The following is a 16390-nucleotide window of genomic DNA, read 5'->3' on the forward strand; positions in this document are numbered from 1 at the left end:
CCCTACTCGTCGTCGGGGGCGTCCAGGCGGTAGCCCACGTTGCGGACCGTGCCGATGAGGTGGTCGTGCTCGGTGCCGAGCTTGGCGCGCAGGCGGCGGATGTGGACGTCGACCGTGCGCGAGCCGCCGATGTAGTCCTCGCCCCACACCTCGTCCAGGAGCACCTCGCGGGTCAGCACCCGCCCCCGGTTGAGAGCGAGGTACTTCAGCAGCTCGAACTCCTTGTAGGTCAGGTCGAGGATCGTGCCGCGAATGCGCGCCGTGTAGGCGGTCACATCGATTACGAGGTCGCCGACCTCGATCTGGTCGTCGCCCACGGGCTCGGGAGCGAGCGCCCGCGTGCGCAGCAGCCGCAGGCGCGCGGAGAGCTCGGCCGGAGTCGCACCGGCCATGACGAAGTCGGAGGCTCCCCAGTCGGGCTGGACGACAGCGGCGCCGCCCTCCTCCATCACCAGGATGATCGGCGGGCAGTCCATCGGGCCGGACAGCAGCTGGCACAGGGCCCGCGCCCGCATGAGGTCCCCGCGGGCATCGACCATGACGACGTCGGCGTCGTCGATCGCGCTGTAGAAGGCGGGCGTGGGAGGGCGGCACTCGACGTGGGAGTCGAGGAAGGAGGCCGATGGGAGCACGGTGGCGACATCACCCTCATGGGTGAACATGATGACGCGCATACTCCGGACTCCTTCCGCTGCGGTGAGATTCCGGACCTCAGTGAACCACATGCACATGTTTCAGGTATGGGACGATGCCTCCGTGAACACCCAGGACGCCTCTCCGGTCTCTCCGGTCGCCGCGCCGTCGCCCGGTGCGACCGCGACTCACGGCGCGTACGGCACCCGTCGCGGCGCGCACCGCCCGATCGAGCCCGGGCTGGTGGACCCGGCCTGGACGCGCCTGGCCATGGCCGGCGTCGTGCCCATCCTGCTGGCCGCCTCGGCGGCGCTGCCGACATGGGTGCGGCTCATCGTCATCTCCCTGCTCGTGCCGCTCACCGCGCAGGGCTGGCCCGCCCTCGTGCGCTCCCAGCACGATCAGGGCGCCACCGCCGTCGTCGCCCTCACCGGGCTGACGGCGGCCGTCGCCGTCGCCGTGCGCGGAGACTACGGGGCCGCTGGCGTGGTCATGGCGCTCAGCGTGCTGGCGGCCTTCCTCGCCCAGATGGCTCGTCAAGACGGCCGTAAGGACCTCGTGGAGGACCTGTCCGCCACCGTCGCGGGAAACCTCATGGTGGTCTCGGGCGCCGCCTGGTGCGCTCTGGCTCCGGGCCTGGCCGATCCGGCGGTCATCGTCCCCTGCGCGCTGGCGCTGTTCGCGGGCGCCCTGCTGACGGTGCTCGAGGTGCGGGCCACCATTCTGGAGGCGCTGACGCTGACGGTCCCGGCTCTCGTGGCCGGAGTGGCCGGAGGCATCCTGGCGGCGGTGGGCTTCTTCGGGCCGGGTCACATCGGCCTCCGGCAGGAGCTCCAGTCGGCGGCCGCGTGCGTGATCGTCGGCTTCGTGGCGGGCGTGCTCATGGCGACCGCGAACCGGGTGCTGTGGACCCACCGGTGGGTGCCGGGCGGGCGCGCCGCGGTGGCGAGCGCGATCGTGCCGATCCTGGCGCTGGGCGCGCCGGTCTACGTGATCGCGCGCCTCATGGGCAGCTTCATCGCAGGCTGACCCGCCGAGATCGGTCGAGTTCCGGCTCGGGATCGGTTCACTTCCGCGCCGAGATCGGTTCAGTTTGCGGAGCAGACCTGCGCATCGCCCGCGTCGAGCAGAGAGCCGAAGTTATCCACAGGCAGGCCGAACCCTGGCGCGATCCCCCCATCATCGGGCACCGCTACGCTACGACCTCGCTGGCTCCGACGTCGTCGACCTCGGCGGCCTGCGCGTCACCTCGCTGGAGCGCACCGCCGAGGACTGCGCCCGATCCCTGCCGCCCGACCGCGCCCTCGCCGTCGTCGACTCGCTCTTCGCCATCGCGGCCGGAGCCGGCGAGCGCCCCTGGGACCGCCGCGAGAAGATCAACGCCCGGGCCGCCCGTTTCCGCCAGGAGCTGCTCGCACGGCTCGACGCCCGCCCCCGCGAGCGGGGCGTGCGGCGGGCGCGCGCCGTCCGATCTCGGCGAAGGGGCGGGCGGCGGGCCGGCCGGCTCAGCGGCCCTCGGACAGGACCGGGCGCTGCTTCTCGATGGCCACGGCCCGGATCTTGCCGCGCGGGCGCCGCGCCAGGTGCACCACCATGATCTCCCCCGTCTTGAGCCACGGGTCGCGGTCGGGCACCGAGCGCAGCAGCTTGCCCGGCGCATAGCGGGAGACGACCTCCATGACGGAGGGCAGCACCGGGCGGTGGGTGCACAGGGCGACCGGCACGTCCCGGTGGCGCAGCACGTCGGAGACGACCTTGCGCGCGGCCTTGCGGGAGCCGGCGTGCGCGAGCTCGGTGAGGGCGGGCTCCGCGACAATGTCGATCCCGGCGGCCTGCGCGTAGGGCCCGACCGTGTCCATGCAGCGCCGCCACGGGCTGGAGACGACCCTCCCCACCCCGTAGGCCGCCAGCACCGGCACGAGCGCGCGGGCGCGCACCTCGCCCTGGTCGTCGGTGAGCGGGCGAGTGGCCTCGTCGGTCTCCTTGTCGCGCACCTTGGGACGGTTCCACACCGAGCGCTTGACCGCGCGGGCGTGCCGCACCAGGACGAAGGTCCAGGTGTCGAGCTTGCCGTCCTCCCACAGGTCCACGAGGCTGCCCAGCAGGTCGCGGTCCACCGCGTGCGTCAGGATCCCGCGGGCGTTCTTGGCGCGCGTCCACACCACGCTGTCGACCTCGTCGGCCGACGCCGGGGTCACCGCGGCACGGGCGCGCGCGCCCGGCTCGTCGTCGGCGAGCCCACGCGCGGCCCAGTAGTAGACGTGCTTGCGCCGCCCGTCGGAGAGCTTGTAGCGGATGGTCCCCATCGGCTGGCCCAGGGCGATGCACGCACCGGTCTCCTCGGCGACCTCCCGCACCGCGCAGGTGCGCACCGACTCTCTCGGCTCCACCTTCCCCTTGGGGAAGGACCAGTCGTCGTACCGGGGCCGGTGCACCAGGAGCACCTCGAGGCGGCCGCGGCGCTCCCGCCACACGAGCGCACCCGCGGCACGCACCACGTGCTTGGCACGCGATGAAGATGACATACCTGCCTCCTCGGCAGTGTCTCAGTGAAGTATCAGCGGTCTGTCAGTGGCGGCCCTTGACTCGCGAGCGCGCCCGCGCCATGAGAGTAGTCTGGATGTCCTCAAGTTTCTCGCCGTCGGGCCCGTGGGAGTGACGGACCCAGGCGCCGTCGGGCTCGAGCCACCAGGAGGAGACGGCGTCGGAGGCGGCGTGGGTCACCAGCCACTCCAGCTGCTCGACCATCGCCGGGTCGGTGATGCGCACGAGCTCCTCCACGCGCCGGTCCAGGTTGCGGTGCATGAGGTCGGCCGACCCGATGAACAGGTCGGTGTCGCCGTCGTTGCAGAAGGCGTAGACGCGCGAGTGCTCCAGGTAGCGCCCCAGGATGGAGCGCACCCGGATGTTGTCGCTGAGTCCCGGCACGCCCGCGCGGATGCCGCAGATGCCCCGCACGACGATGTCGACCGGCACCCCGGCGCGGCTGGCGCGGTACAGGGCGTCGATGCAGGCCTCGTCGATAATGGAGTTGACCTTGATGCGGATCCAGGCCGGGCGCCCGGCGCGCTTGTTCGCGATCTCCCGCTCCATGCGCTCGATCAGGCCGTCGCGCACGGTGCGCGGCGCCACCAGCAGGCGCCGGAAGCGGGCGCGCGGGGCGTAGCCGGACAGCATGTTGAACAGGGTGGTCATGTCCTGGGCGACGTCGCGGTCGCAGGTCAGCAGCCCCAGGTCCTCGTAGCCGCGGGCGGTCTTGGGGTGGTAGTTGCCGGTGCCCACGTGGCAGTAGCGGCGCAGGCTGTCGCCCTCCTGGCGCACCACCAGCAGCAGCTTGCAGTGGGTCTTGAGCCCCACCATGCCGTAGACGACGTGCACCCCGGCGCGCTCGAGCTTGCGGGCCCAGGAGATGTTGTTCTCCTCGTCGAAGCGGGCCTTGATCTCCACGATCGCCACCACCTGCTTGCCCTCCTCGGCCGCCTCGATGAGGGCGTCCACGATCGGGGAGTCGCCGGACGTGCGGTAGAGGGTCTGCTTGATGGCCAGCACCTTGGGGTCGGCGGCCGCCTGGGAGACGAACTCCTGCACGGAGGTGGAGAAGGAGTCGTAGGGGTGGTGCAGCAGGACGTCGTGGTCGCGCATGGCGGCGAAGACGTCTGGGGCGGTGGAGGACTCGTGGGAGGCCAGGCCCGCGGCGGTGACCGGCACGAAGCGCGGGTACTTCAGGCCGGGGATGTCCAGGTCGTGGAGCTGGTTGAGGCAGGTCAGGTCCAGGGGCGCCGGGAGCTCGAAGACGTCGTCGGGGCTCAGGTCCAGGGCGCGCACCAGGTAGCGGCGGGCGAAGGGCGAGATGGTGTTCTCCACCTCCAGGCGCACGCAGTCCCCGAAGCGGCGGCGCTCCAGCTCCTTCTCCATGGCCTTCAGGAGGTTCTCGGCGTCGTCCTCCTCGACCTCGAGGTCCTCGTTGCGGGTGACCCGGAAGAGGTGGTGCTCCAGGATGTCCATGCCCGGGAAGAGGTGGTCCAGGTGCCGGCCGATGACCACCTCCAGGGGGATGACGGCGGAGCCGGCGGCCTTGTCGGTGGCGCCCAGCTCGCGGCCGGGGACGGTGACCAGGCGCGGCAGGGAGTCGGGGACCTTGATACGGGCGAAGTGCTCCTTGCCGGACCGCGGGTTGCGCAGGATGACGGCGAGGTTCAGGGACAGGCCCGAGATGTAGGGGAAGGGGTGGGAGGGGTCCACGGCCAGGGGCGTGAGCACCGGGTAGATGTGGTGGCGGAAGTAGCGGGTGAGCCGCTCCTGCTGGTTGGGGTCGAGGTCGTCCCAACTCAGGATGTCGACGTTGTGCGCGGCCAGGGCGGGGCGGATGTCCTCCTGGAACAGGGCGGCCTGGCGGGCGGTGAGCTCCTTGGCGCGGCGGGTCACCTGGGCCAGGACCTGGTTGGCGTCCAGGCCGGAGGCGCGCACCGGCGTGATGCCCGCCTTGATGCGCCGCATGAGCCCGGCCACGCGCACCATGTAGAACTCGTCCAGGTTGGAGGAGAAGATCGCCACGAACCAGGCCCGCTCCAGCAGCGGCAGGTCGTGGTCCTCGGCCTGCTCCAGGACGCGCTCGTTGAAGTCCATCCAGGTCAGCTCGCGGTCGGTGTAGCGGTCCGAGAAGGACTCCAGCGGGGGCAGCTCGTCCTCGGGGTCGGGGCGGGGCGGGGCGGGGGGCTCGCTCCGCCCCGCCTGTGCGGCGCCGGTCTCATCGGCCGACGGCGGGACTGCCGGCGCGGGCTCCGCGTCCTCCTGGGCGACGACGGCGTCGGCGCGCCCGGTCGTGGGCGCACGGCCGCCCCTCTCGCCGTCCTCCTCGATGTCCTCGTCGAAGTCCTCGTCCTCGTACTGGGGGCCGGCGTCGTCGGCGAAGTCGCGCGGGTCGGCGGCCTCGATAATGTGGTCCACGAGCTCGGTGGTGTCGTCGAGCTCGGCGAGCTCTTCGGCCGGATCGACGACGACGTCCTCATCCGCGACGTCCTCATCCGCGTCGGCGGCCCCGGGTGCGGCGGCGGGGCCCCCAGGAGCGGGGCCGTCCTCCTCAGGCGTCCCGCCCACACCGGCGTCGGCGGCCCGGCCCGCCTCGGCGTCGGCGGGCTCTCCGGCACCGGCGCCGTCGTCCCCGCCGCATCCGGCATCGGCGGCCTCGCCGATCTCCGCGGGCCCGCCAATCTCTGCGGCCTCGGCGGCCCCGCCGGCGGCATCCGGCGCGCCGGCCGGTGACTCGGCGTCGTCGGGCGAGTCACCGCCCTTGGACTGGAAGCGGGCCCAGCCTCCGAGGAAGGTGGACAGCCGCGCGCGGCTCGGTTGGGGGGTCTCGGAGGAGTCAGGCGTCGTCATAAGGGCATGTTCCCACGTCCGGGGCGCCGAGAGGAGGCCGTCGGCGGACGAATATTGCGCTGGCCGGCCGAAGGCGCCAGCCAGGACGCGCCGGGAAGACGTCCCGAGTCAGTCGAGGCGGCCGGACTCCGCCCGGCGCGCGGCCTCGGTCAGCTCGTCGGCGGTGGCCAGGAGCGCGGAGTCCCGGCGGGTGACGCGGTCGGCGAGCTCGTCGGCGTCGTCGGCGATCCACACCGGGTTCGAGCCGGCCGCGAGCGCTCGCAGGAAGCCGGCGACGACCAGCAGGACGGGCGCCAGGGCGGCCGTGTCGGCCAGGCCCCCGGCGAGAACCCGGTCCAGCACGGCGCGCAGGTCGTCGGGAGAGGGGGCCGGCCTCGCCTCGGCACGGGCGGCCTCGAAGCGGGACAGGGCGCTGTCGTCGGCGGCGCTGAGGTCGATGACGGTGGCGTAGCGCCGGGCGATCGGCGCCGGGTCGCGGCGGATCCACTCGCGCACGAGGAACAGGCGCCACAGCGCGCCCGGCAGGGTGACGGCCGGGGAGTCGGCCCACAGCTCGGCGACGGCGTCAACGCCGTGGGCGGTGACCGCCGCCACGACGCCGGGGCGGGTGATCCGCTCCCCCGGGTCGCCGGTGCCGGGTCCGTCGTCGGTCGGGGAGCCGCCGAAGAGGGCCTGGGCGGCCTGGTGGGCGAGCTCCGAGGCGGCGGCGGTGTCGATGGCGCCCTCGATGCTCTCGGCGGCCTCCGGGTCGAGGCGGGCGGGGCGGTGGAACTGACGGGTCATCTGGCCTCCTCACACGTGCCGGGGTGGGGCGCCCGCCCGCGGACGTCCGCGCGCCTCGCCCCGTTGAGAGAGGTATTTTCTCACGGGACCCACGGCGACGGCACAACGGCGGCGCCGCCGCGCGGGCGAGAAAGCCGGCCTCGGCGCACAGGGCGGACCGCGCGGAGCCCTGTTGCACATTCGTTGGCGGCGCGAGCGAACCCGAGCCGCGGAATCATGCGGAAACCAGGTTTCGGCGAGCGCGAACCATCTCTCCTATGTGCGCAGCACCCCCTGGGCGCACATGGGAGAACGTCAATCGATCTTGACAAATCTCCAGGAGTCGCAGAATCTCGCGGCAAAATAGCGTTTGCCCTATAAAAGGCCCCGCCCTCCCACGTGCAATACCGCCAGCCGCGCCCGCAGACCAGGACCATCATGGCCGTCTCCAGGTCGTCATCGGGCGACGGGCAGCGCGACCAGAACCGGTTTCGACGCGGAGTCTCGGGCCTGAGCTCAACCGGTCTCGACGGCACGAGCGCGGGTCACTCGCGGGGCGCCGTCGCCGTAGAGAGCGCCCTCCCGGCCTTGACGGCGGCGACGAGCACGGAGTTGAGCGTCACCAGCAGCGCTCAGGAGCCGGGCTTGCCGACGTGGACGAGGTGCCGCCTGTCGCGCTGGTCGGGGTAGCACCAGGCCCCAGGAGAGTCGCCAGGTTCTCCGCGAGCCACAGGGCGCCAACGATCCGGCGCTCATGCGCGCCGCTCCCGCTCATCGCGCAGGACCGCCGGGGCAGAGCCCCGCCGGCGCGGGTCGGAGCAGGTGGCACACGGCATGACGTCGAGGCTACCCCGGCGCTCCGCCCCGGCCCGCGGTGCTGTAGTCGGCGAAACCCACGGTGTTGCCCCACGGGTCCCGGACCTGCGCGCACAGCCCGGTGCCGATCTCAAAGGGCTCGACGCCGAGCTCACGACCGGCCGCGGCCGCATCGGCGACCTCGAACCAGACGGTCGAGCGGCCGGCGCCGTCACCGCGCCGCAGGACCACGCCGGCCCCACCGTCGGCGGGGTGCAGGACCGCGACCTCGGGCGTGACGAGCACGGGGGTCAGCCCGGCCGTGCACCGGTACCACTGGACCGCGGCCCCGACGTCGGGAACCTGAAGGATGACATTGTCCAGGCGCAGGGGCTCAACCATCTGCCGCCACCCGCCCGCGCCCTTCACGAATGGCGCCGTCGAGCTCCCGCTCGGGGGCTCCGCGGACCGCGCCCTCCGGCTCGGGGCCGACGTCCGGCAGGTCGCGCAGCCCAGTGGCATCGACATGGTCCTCCTCTGCTGTGCGTCTCCAGGGCTTCAGACCGAGGCCCGCAATGGCCCCCTCGGAGCCCGCCGCATCATATCCGAGGCCGAGGAAGTCTCGACGAGCGGGCGGCGCCACTCCGGCGCGCTTCCGAGACACGACTGTTATGAGGACTACGATCCGTTGCCAAATCGTAATTCTGCGCTGCACGGTCCCGACGGCTCGGCATGCCGATGTCTCGGCTCAACGCCCTGAGCCCCGCCCCGGGCGCCGCACGATCTTTCACAATCCATGACGTCCTCGAGGAGCTCCGGCCCATGAGCACGGCACACGCCCATCCGACCGATCTCCCCTGCGGGGGACTATGGTCATGACAACGACGACCGAGGCCTGGAGCCCCGCACGGGTCGCCTCCATCGCCCCTGACGGCCAGGTCGCCGCCGCAGGACTGACGCTGTCCACACGAGGTTCATGGACCGGTGTCGGCCACCGCGGGGACCTGCTGTGGGGGCGGTGCCAGGGGTCGGGCAAGAAGTCCTACCAGGTGTGCGTGGACCTGTCGGGCCCTGCCTTCCGCTGCTCCTGCCCGTCCCGGAAGATCCCCTGCAAGCACGTCGTCGGCCTCATGCACCTGTGGAGCGACGGCAGGGCCGGCGAGGCGGAGCCCGCCGACTTCGTCCGGCAGTGGGCGCAGCGGCGCGAGGCGCGCGCCGCCAAGGCGGCAGCCAGGGCCACCGGGGCCACCGCGGACGCCGACGACGCCTCGCCGGCCGGCCGGCGCGCAGGCTCGCAGGCCTCCACCCGCCGCGAGCAGCGCGTCACCGACGGCCTGGACGAGCTCGACCGCTGGCTGACGGACCAGGTCGAGCAGGGCATCGCCACCACCAGCGAGGGCCTGCCCGCGGCCCTGCGCCGGCTCGCGGCCCGCATGGTCGACGCCCAGGCGCCCGCGCTGGCCCTCCGCCTGACCGAGCTGGCCGACGCCGGCGACACGGCCCCCGACTGGGCGCGTTCCCTCACCGCCGAGCTGGGCACCATCCACCTGCTCGTGCGCGCCTGGCAGGTCCGCGAGCACCTGTCCGCGGACCTGGTGGCGGCCGTGCACCAGCAGCTGGGCCTGAGCGTGCGCTCCGAGACCGTGCGCGCCGAGCCGGAGGTCGCCGACCACTGGGTGGTGGCGGGCTCGCAGGACCGCGGCGAGGGCCGGGTCGTGGCCCGCCACTCCTGGCTGTACGGCAGGCGGACGGGCCGCTGGGCGCGGATCGTCGCCTACGCGCGCGAGCGCGAGGACCTGCCGCGGACCTACACCGCCGGCACCCAGGTCGAGGCTGGCCTGCACTTCTACCCGGGGACCTCCCTGCGCGCCCTGTCGCAGCAGGAGTACCCCTCGACCGGGGCGGTCACCGGCTGGTCCCCCGTCCCGCTGTCGATCGCCGGGGCCCGCGAGGCGTGGCGCGACGCCCTGGCCGCCGACCCGTGGGCGGACGCGCGCCCGGCCATCGTCGTCGGGCGGCTCGCCACCGACGACGGCGGGCGCCTCGCACTGGCCGACGACACCGCCATGCTGCCGCTGACGGGCGGGCCCGACCGGCACAGGCGGCTCGCACTGAGCGCCGCCTGTGACGACGCCATGGTGGCGGGGGTGCTGTCGCCGGCGGGGCTGCAGCCCCTGACCCTGGTGACCGAGGGAACGGTGGTGCCGCTATGAGCGGCCTGAACGACGTCGTGCGCTCCGCCGCCCTGGGTGCGCGCAACCGCCCCCTGGCCCCGGCCGGCCTGCCGGAACCGGTGGCGGGGGCGCTGCACGCCGCCACCGGGCCCGAGCTCGTGCTGGAGGCGGCCGCGGCCTACGCCATCGCGCGGCGCAGCACGATCCCCTCCGCGCCGGTGACCGCCCTGGACCTGCCCGCCGCCTCGTCGGCCCCGGTCATCCCCGACGACCTGTCCGACCTGCTGGAGCGCATGCTGGCGCTGAGCGGGCAGGACGAGCTCGTCGCCCGCACCCTCCGCCTGGTCCGACGCCGGGGCCTGCGCCTGCCGCCGGTCATCCTGGAGCGGGTGGCGAGCAGGTTCTCGCACGGGGACCGGGCGCTGGTCGTGGACCTCATGGACGCGCGGGCGCGCGCCGTCTTCGCCATGGACGGGCGCTGGGCCGGCCTCATCGACGAGGTCGAGAGCGCGGCCGCGCCGCCCGACCCCGCCCGCTGGGAGTCCGGCACCGGCCGGGAGCGGGCCGCCCACCTGGCCCGGGTGCGCGCCCACGACCCCGCCGCGGGCCGCGCGCTCCTGGCTGACGACGCCTGGCTGGAGGCCAGGGCGGCCGAGCGCGCCCAGATCCTCGACGCCCTGGCCACGGGCCTGGGGCCGCAGGACGAGGAGATCCTGGAGGCCCGCCTGGACGACCGCGCCGAGAGCGTGCGCCGCACGGCGGCGGGCCTGCTGCGCCGCCTGCCGTCCTCCGCCTTCATCGGACGCACCGAGACCCTCGCCAGGACGCACGTCGTCGTCACCAGGCGGTTCCTGCGTGCCCCGCGAATCGAGCTGGTCCCCGTGGAGCTGACCGACGAGCTCGCCCGCGACCAGTACCCCGCCAAGGCTCACCGCGCCTCCGCCGCACTCACGCGGGCCCTGGAGATGGTCGCCCGGGTGCCCACCGGCCGGTGGCACCACCTCGTGGGCCTGTCCGCAGTCGAGCTGCTGGAGGCGGAGGTACGCTGCGAGGGGCAGCGGGCCGACCTGTCCGAGGCACTGACGCGCGCGGCCCTGCAGTGGCAGGACGGGCGGCTCGCGAACGCCCTGGTGGACCGGGTGCCGTCGGAGACCGCGACGCGGCTGGTCGCCCTGCTCGACACGCCGGACCGCGACGCGTTCATCGACCGCCTCGTGGCCGCAGGGCACTGTCTTCGGGCCGCCGCCACCTGCGAGGCGTGGCCGCTCACGCTCTCGCCGAGGCACTCCGGCCTCATCGCCCGCTGCATCGTCGAGGCGGCCGCCCCCTCGCACGGGGCGTCCAAGAGGTCCCTGCTGACCACGCTCGGCGGCCTGCTGCCGGGCCGGTGCGCGCCCGAGACGGTCCAGGACGCCCTGGCGATCCTCGAGGCCGCGCCGGCGGAGGCGCTCCAGACCAGCGACATGCGCACCATCATGACCGCACTCGAGCTGCGCCGCGAGCTGCTCGGGATGACCAACCAGGAGACACCGTGACCACCACCAGCACCGTAACGGACGCAGACGGCTCCGCCGGAGAGTCCACCGGGCTCCTGCGCCCGCACGCCGAGCAGCGCTACGCCGCCGAGCTGGCCGCCCTGGCGGCGCTCGACGAGCGCCCCCGGCCCGCGGGTTGGCGGCTGTCCCCCTGGGCCGTGGTCACCTACCTCATGGGCGGCGCCCTGGACGACGGCACCGTCATCACCCCCAAGTACGTGGGCAGCCGCCGCCTCATGGAGATCGCCGTGGCCACCCTGGCCACCGACCGCGCCCTGCTGCTCCTGGGCGTGCCCGGGACCGCCAAGTCCTGGGTGAGCGAGCACCTGGCGGCGGCCATCTGCGGCACCTCCACCCTCCTGGTGCAGGGCACCGCCGGCACCGCGGAGGAGCCCGTGCGCTACGGCTGGAACTACGCCCGGCTGCTGGCCGATGGGCCCTCCCCCGAGGCGCTCGTGGCCTCCCCGGTCATGGAGGCCATGCGCTCGGGGCGCATCGCCCGCGTCGAGGAGCTCACCCGCATGCCCTCCGACGTCCAGGACGCCCTCATCACCGTGCTCAGCGAGAAGACGCTGCCGGTCCCCGAGCTGGGCGCAGAGGTCCAGGCCCGCGGCGGGTTCAACCTTATCGCCACCGCCAACGACCGCGACCGCGGCGTCAACGACCTGTCCTCCGCGCTGCGCCGCCGCTTCAACACCGTCGTGCTGCCCCTGCCCGACTCCGCCGAGGAGGAGGTCACCATCGTCTCGCGCCGGGTGGCCGACCTGGGCTCCGCCCTCCGCCTGCCGCCGGCCGAGGGGGCCCTGGACGAGATCCGGCGCGTGGTCACCGTCTTCCGCGAGCTGCGCCGGGGCGTGACCGAGGACGGGCGCACCACCGTCAAGTCCCCCTCAGGCACGCTGTCCACCGCCGAGGCCATCTCGGTGGTCACCAACGGCCTGGCCATGAGCGCCCACTTCGGCGACGGCGTCCTACGGCCCGGCGACGTCGCCTCCGGGATCCTGGGCGCGGTCGTCTCCGACCCGGTGGGCGACGCCGTCGTCTGGTCGGAGTACCTGGAGACCGTCGTGCGCGACCGGGAGGGCTGGAAGGACTTCTACCGCGCCTGCCGCGAGGTGAGCCGGTGACCAAGGCGGGGGCGGTCGCCCAGGGGAAGACGACCGCGCAGAAGGCGGCGGCCCCCGCGGGGGCGGGGGCCGCCGCACCGTCCTGCCCGGCCCAGGCGCCGCCGGTGCGGGTGCTCGGCGTGCGCCACCACGGCCCGGGATCGGCACGCGCCCTGGTGGCCGCCCTGGAGGCCTACCGGCCGGACTGCGTGCTCGTCGAGGGTCCCGCCGACGCCGACGACCTGCTCGCCTGGGTCGGCGCCCGTGAGGCGGGCCCGGACGACGCCCGGAGCCGCCGGGACGACGAGGTCCCGGCCGGCGCCGAGGCCGTCATGGAGCCCCCGGTGGCGCTGCTCGCGTGGAAGACGGACGAACCCTCCGTGGCCTCCTTCTGGCCGCTGGCCGTCTTCTCCCCGGAGTGGCAGGCGCTGCGCTGGGCCGCGGAGAACGACGTCGAGGCCCACTTCATGGACCTGCCGGCCCGCCACGTCCTGGCCCGGGAGGCCGAGGACCGCGACGAGTCCGGGCCCGGCGCCGGTGACGGCACGGGCCCCGGCAGCGGCGCAGCCCCCGGCAGCGGCGCAAGCCCCCATGCGGGCGAGCCGGCCCCCGCGCCGGAGGACGCCGCACCCGACGAACCGGCCGAGCCCGCACCCGCCGACGCCGGGCCGGCTGAGGCCCTCGACGAGGCGCCGGACGCGCCCCCGCGCGCGGACCCCGTTGCCGAGCTCGCCCGCCTGGCCGGCTACGAGGACCCCGAGGCCTGGTGGGAGGACGCCGTCGAGCTGCGGATGGACGCCGACCCCTTCGACCCGCTCGCCGACGCCATCGGCATGCTGCGCGAGGCCGCCCCGGAGACCGACCCGTGGACCCTGCGCCGCGAGGCCCACATGCGCAGGGTCCTGCGCGCGGCGCGCAGGCGCGGGCACGAGCGCGTCGCCGTCGTCTGCGGGGCCTGGCACGCCCCGGCGCTGAAGGGCCGCCCGCCCACCGTCAAGTCCGACAACGCGCTGCTGTCCGGCCTGCCGAAGGTCAGGGCGCGGCTGACCTGGGTGCCCTGGACGCACGGGCGCCTCGCCGCCGCCACCGGCTACCGCGCGGGCGTGGGCTCGCCGGGCTGGTACCACCACCTGTTCACGGCCCCCGACGAGCCGATCGTGCGCTGGCTGACCCTGGTGGCCCGCTCGCTGCGGGAGCACGACCTGCCCGCCTCCAGCGCCCACGTCATCGAGGCCGCCCGCCTGGCCGAGGCGCTCGCGGCGCTGCGGGGCCGCCCCATGCCGGGCCTGGACGAGGTCGGCGAGGCCACCTGGTCGGTCCTGTGCGAGGGCAGCGGGCTGCGCGCCGAGCTGGTCACCCGCGAGGTCGTCGTCGGCCAGGCGCTGGGGAGGGTGCCCGACGGCGTGCCCATGGTCCCCCTGGACGCCGACATGCGCGCCACGGCCCGCCGGCTGCGCCTGGCCTTCTCCGCCTCGGCGCGTTCCCTGGTGCTGGACCTGCGCAAGCCCAACGACCTGGCCCGCTCCCACCTGCTGCGGCGCCTGGCCGTCCTGGGCATCGGGTGGGGGTCGCCGCAGCGGGTGTCGGGCACCGGCACCTTCAAGGAGGCCTGGGACCTCCAGTGGCGCCCCGAGCTGGCGGTCGACGTCGTCGAGGCCGCCGCCTGGGGCACGACCGTGGCCTCCGCGGCGGGCAACGCCCTGCTGGCGCGCACCGCCACCCTGCCGGAGGTGACCGGCGCGATCGAGGAGGCCCTGGCCGCCGACCTGGGCGAGGTGCTGCCCGAGCTGCTGCGCGCCCTGGACGAGCGGGCGGCCGGGGACCCCGACGTCGTCCACCTGCTGGCCTCGATCCCCTCCCTGGCGCGCGCCCAGCGCTACGGTGACGTGCGCGCCACCGACACCCGGAGCCTGGCGCAGGTCACGCGAGCGGTCCTGGCACGGGCCTGCGCGGGCCTGCCCGCCGCCGCGAGCGGAGTGGGACCGGAGCCGGCCGCCTCACTGCGCACCGCGGTGGACGGGGTGCAGGACGTCGTCGCCCTGCTCGGCGAGGAGGAGGCCCGACGGTGGCGCGAGTGCCTGCTGACCACCCTGCGGGTCGTCGCCCTGCCCGGGCTGCTGGCCGGGCGGATCGTCCGCCTCCTGCTCGACTCCGCGGGGCTGACTGCCGCCGAGGCCGCCGAGCGCATGAGCCGCGCCCTGTCCCGGGGCGCCGACCCCGAGGAGCAGGCCGCCTGGATCGAGGGGTTCCTGTCCGGCAGCGCCCTGCTGGTTGTGGAGGACCGGCGCATCCTGGGCCTGCTGGACGAGTGGGTCGGCGGCATCGACGACCGGGCCTTCATCGACGTCCTGCCGGCGCTGCGGCGGGCCATGGGGTCCTGGTCGCGGGCCTCCAGGCGCGAGCTGGCGCGCCGGATCGCGTCTGGAGGCCCGCGGCGGGCCGGGGCCGGCAGCGGTGGCGGAGGCGAGGACGGCGAGAGCGGCGAGGACGAGCTGCTCGCCTTCGCGGCCCCCGTCCTGGCGACGGTGGGAACGATCCTGGGAGGCGGGCGATGAGCCGCAGGACAAGCGCTGCAGGGGCGTCCGGGCCGGCCGGCCCCGGGGGCTCGGCGCCGGCCGGCGGGCCGGTCGGCGCCGAGCAGCGCTGGCGGCTCATGCTCGGGGTGGACGAGGGGCTCGGCGAGCTGAGCGAGCCGCTGCGGGCGATGGACCGCGCGCTCGCCGCGGTCTACGACGTCGGGGACGACGGCGCCGAGAAGGGCCGGGGCGGCCTGGGCGGCTCCGCGCCGTCGGTCACCCGCTGGCTCGGGGACATCCGCACCTACTTCCCCAGCCGGGTCGTGCGGGTGATGCAGACCGACGCGATCGAGCGCCTGGGCATCCGCTCCCTGCTGACCGAGCCGGAGGTGATGGAGACCCTGGAGCCGGACGTCCACCTCGTGGCGACCCTGGCCTCGCTGTCCAAGGTCATCCCGGAGAGGTCCCGGGCCACCGCGCGCGCCGTGGTGAGCCGGGTCGTCAAGGACGTGGAGAAGCGGATCGCCGACCGCCTGCGCCAGTCCGTGACCGGAGCCCTCAACCGGGCCTCGCGCACCTCCCGGCCCCGCCCGGGCGACATCGACTGGAACCGCACCATCGCCGCGAACCTGAAGAACTACCTGCCCGAGCACCGCACGGTGGTGCCCGAGCGGCTCGTCGGCTACGGCCGCAGGCACCAGGGGGTCGAGCGGGAGGTCGCCATCTGCCTGGACCAGTCCGGCTCCATGGCGACCTCCGTGGTCTACGCCTCGATCATGGCGGGGGTCATGGCCTCGCTGAGGTCGCTGCGCACCTCGCTGGTGGCCTACTCCACCGACGTCGTCGACCTGACCGCGGCGCTGGCGGACCCGGTCGACGTCATCTTCGGGACCCAGCTGGGCGGCGGCACGGACACCTCGCCCGCGCTGGAGTACTGCCGGCGGACCATCACCCGGCCGTCGGCGGCGGTCCTCATCCTCATCAGCGACCTCTACGACTACAGCCCCGAGCGCATGCTGGAGCACGTGGCCCGGATCCAGGGCGACGGCGTCCGGGTGATCGTGCTGCTCACGCTGTCCGACGACGGCCTTCCCTCCTACAACCACGGGGTCGCCGCCTCGCTGGGGGCCATGGGCGTGCCCGCCTTCGGCTGCACCCCGGACGCCTTCCCCGACCTGATCGCCGCCGCGATCCAGGGCGAGGGCCTCGGCCGCTGGGCCGAGCAGCAGGCGGCGCAGTGAGCCCGGCGGCGTCAACGCGAGCGCGCCATCGCTTGCTACGCTCCTTTGTTCCTTTCTGTACGGCTAAGAGGAGCGTAGTAAGGCACGAAGGAGCGTAGTAAGCGATATCCCTGCGGCGGTCATGGATCAGCGGGAGGTGGTGGATGTGGTCAGCCCGGGGCGTCATGGAGGTCCTCCTCATCAGGTGCGGGGCCGGCCCCATGGCGGCCTGCGGTCCCGGCGGCCCTCGCGAAGGCCACCGGGACGACG

The 16390-nt window shown here is 74.4% G+C and carries 12 protein-coding genes; 6 read left to right on the plus strand and 6 right to left on the minus strand.

What is annotated here, in order from left to right; genetic code table 11:
* Positions 1 to 2: 2 nt before the first annotated feature.
* Positions 3 to 674 carry a winged helix-turn-helix domain-containing protein gene (locus tag AIF0345_RS13860; RefSeq protein WP_043562500.1) on the minus strand — a complete coding sequence of 224 codons (672 nt, stop codon included), beginning with the start codon at positions 672 to 674 and terminating at the stop codon, positions 3 to 5.
* A gap of 49 nt (positions 675 to 723) precedes the next feature.
* Here AIF0345_RS13860 and AIF0345_RS13865 point away from each other — a divergent pair, with 49 nt between their 5' ends.
* The gene (locus AIF0345_RS13865; protein ID WP_043562501.1) at positions 724 to 1662 is read left to right on the plus strand and encodes a hypothetical protein; all 939 of its coding nucleotides are present in this window, start codon (positions 724 to 726) and stop codon (positions 1660 to 1662) included.
* Positions 1663 to 2138: 476 nt separating this feature from the next.
* On the opposite strand, the gene AIF0345_RS13870 is transcribed toward AIF0345_RS13865, so the two are convergent.
* From AIF0345_RS13870 to AIF0345_RS13890, 5 genes are all read right to left on the minus strand, one after another.
* Positions 2139 to 3158: an NUDIX hydrolase gene (locus tag AIF0345_RS13870; protein WP_043562502.1), complete on the minus strand. Its 1020-nt coding sequence runs from the start codon at positions 3156 to 3158 to the stop codon at positions 2139 to 2141.
* Positions 3159 to 3201: 43 nt separating this feature from the next.
* The gene (locus AIF0345_RS13875) at positions 3202 to 6012 is read right to left on the minus strand and encodes an RNA degradosome polyphosphate kinase (RefSeq protein ID WP_285296471.1); all 2811 of its coding nucleotides are present in this window, start codon (positions 6010 to 6012) and stop codon (positions 3202 to 3204) included.
* Positions 6013 to 6120: 108 nt separating this feature from the next.
* Positions 6121 to 6795 (minus strand): hypothetical protein, encoded by a 675-nt coding sequence (locus AIF0345_RS13880; protein WP_043562504.1) that lies wholly within the window; start codon positions 6793 to 6795, stop codon positions 6121 to 6123.
* Between the two features lie 825 nt (positions 6796 to 7620).
* A complete protein-coding gene (locus AIF0345_RS13885; protein ID WP_285296472.1) occupies positions 7621 to 7971 on the minus strand; it encodes a VOC family protein in 351 nt (116 codons plus the stop codon).
* Positions 7964 to 8233 (minus strand): hypothetical protein, encoded by a 270-nt coding sequence (locus AIF0345_RS13890; RefSeq protein ID WP_156966697.1) that lies wholly within the window; start codon positions 8231 to 8233, stop codon positions 7964 to 7966. The genes AIF0345_RS13885 and AIF0345_RS13890 overlap by 8 nt, the downstream gene beginning before the upstream one ends.
* A 211-nt stretch (positions 8234 to 8444) precedes the next feature.
* Between AIF0345_RS13890 and AIF0345_RS13895 the strand changes: the two genes are divergently transcribed.
* From AIF0345_RS13895 to AIF0345_RS13915, 5 genes are read left to right on the plus strand one after another with little or no spacing between them, the layout of a single operon-like run.
* Positions 8445 to 9782: an SWIM zinc finger family protein gene (locus AIF0345_RS13895; protein WP_285296473.1), complete on the plus strand. Its 1338-nt coding sequence runs from the start codon at positions 8445 to 8447 to the stop codon at positions 9780 to 9782.
* Positions 9779 to 11278, plus strand: coding sequence for a DUF5691 domain-containing protein (locus AIF0345_RS13900; RefSeq protein WP_285296474.1), 1500 nt, complete (start codon positions 9779 to 9781; stop codon positions 11276 to 11278). The genes AIF0345_RS13895 and AIF0345_RS13900 overlap by 4 nt, the downstream gene beginning before the upstream one ends.
* The gene (locus tag AIF0345_RS13905; RefSeq protein ID WP_268918494.1) at positions 11275 to 12405 is read left to right on the plus strand and encodes an ATP-binding protein; all 1131 of its coding nucleotides are present in this window, start codon (positions 11275 to 11277) and stop codon (positions 12403 to 12405) included. The genes AIF0345_RS13900 and AIF0345_RS13905 overlap by 4 nt, the downstream gene beginning before the upstream one ends.
* Positions 12402 to 14939 (plus strand): DUF5682 family protein, encoded by a 2538-nt coding sequence (locus AIF0345_RS13910; RefSeq protein WP_285296475.1) that lies wholly within the window; start codon positions 12402 to 12404, stop codon positions 14937 to 14939. The genes AIF0345_RS13905 and AIF0345_RS13910 overlap by 4 nt, the downstream gene beginning before the upstream one ends.
* A complete protein-coding gene (locus AIF0345_RS13915) occupies positions 14936 to 16141 on the plus strand; it encodes a VWA domain-containing protein (RefSeq protein WP_285296476.1) in 1206 nt (401 codons plus the stop codon). Before AIF0345_RS13910 ends, AIF0345_RS13915 begins: the two co-directional genes overlap by 4 nt.
* Positions 16142 to 16390 lie beyond the last annotated feature (249 nt).

Origin of the sequence: Actinomyces israelii (genome assembly GCF_030253495.1) — a bacterium.
GTDB classification, from domain to species: Bacteria; Actinomycetota; Actinomycetes; order Actinomycetales; family Actinomycetaceae; genus Actinomyces; species Actinomyces israelii.

Excerpts from the sequence above, each read along its gene's own strand:
- AIF0345_RS13870 (WP_043562502.1), bottom strand. The coding sequence starts at position 3,158 with ATGTCATCTTCATCGCGTGCCAAGCACGTGGTGCGTGCCGCGGGTGCG.
- AIF0345_RS13880 (WP_043562504.1), bottom strand. The coding sequence starts at position 6,795 with ATGACCCGTCAGTTCCACCGCCCCGCCCGCCTCGACCCGGAGGCCGCC.
- AIF0345_RS13865 (WP_043562501.1), top strand. The coding sequence starts at position 724 with ATGCACATGTTTCAGGTATGGGACGATGCCTCCGTGAACACCCAGGAC.
- AIF0345_RS13875 (WP_285296471.1), bottom strand. The coding sequence starts at position 6,012 with ATGACGACGCCTGACTCCTCCGAGACCCCCCAACCGAGCCGCGCGCGG.
- AIF0345_RS13885 (WP_285296472.1), bottom strand. The coding sequence starts at position 7,971 with ATGGTTGAGCCCCTGCGCCTGGACAATGTCATCCTTCAGGTTCCCGAC.
- AIF0345_RS13860 (WP_043562500.1), bottom strand. The coding sequence starts at position 674 with ATGCGCGTCATCATGTTCACCCATGAGGGTGATGTCGCCACCGTGCTC.
- AIF0345_RS13895 (WP_285296473.1), top strand. The coding sequence starts at position 8,445 with ATGACAACGACGACCGAGGCCTGGAGCCCCGCACGGGTCGCCTCCATC.
- AIF0345_RS13900 (WP_285296474.1), top strand. The coding sequence starts at position 9,779 with ATGAGCGGCCTGAACGACGTCGTGCGCTCCGCCGCCCTGGGTGCGCGC.
- AIF0345_RS13915 (WP_285296476.1), top strand. The coding sequence starts at position 14,936 with ATGAGCCGCAGGACAAGCGCTGCAGGGGCGTCCGGGCCGGCCGGCCCC.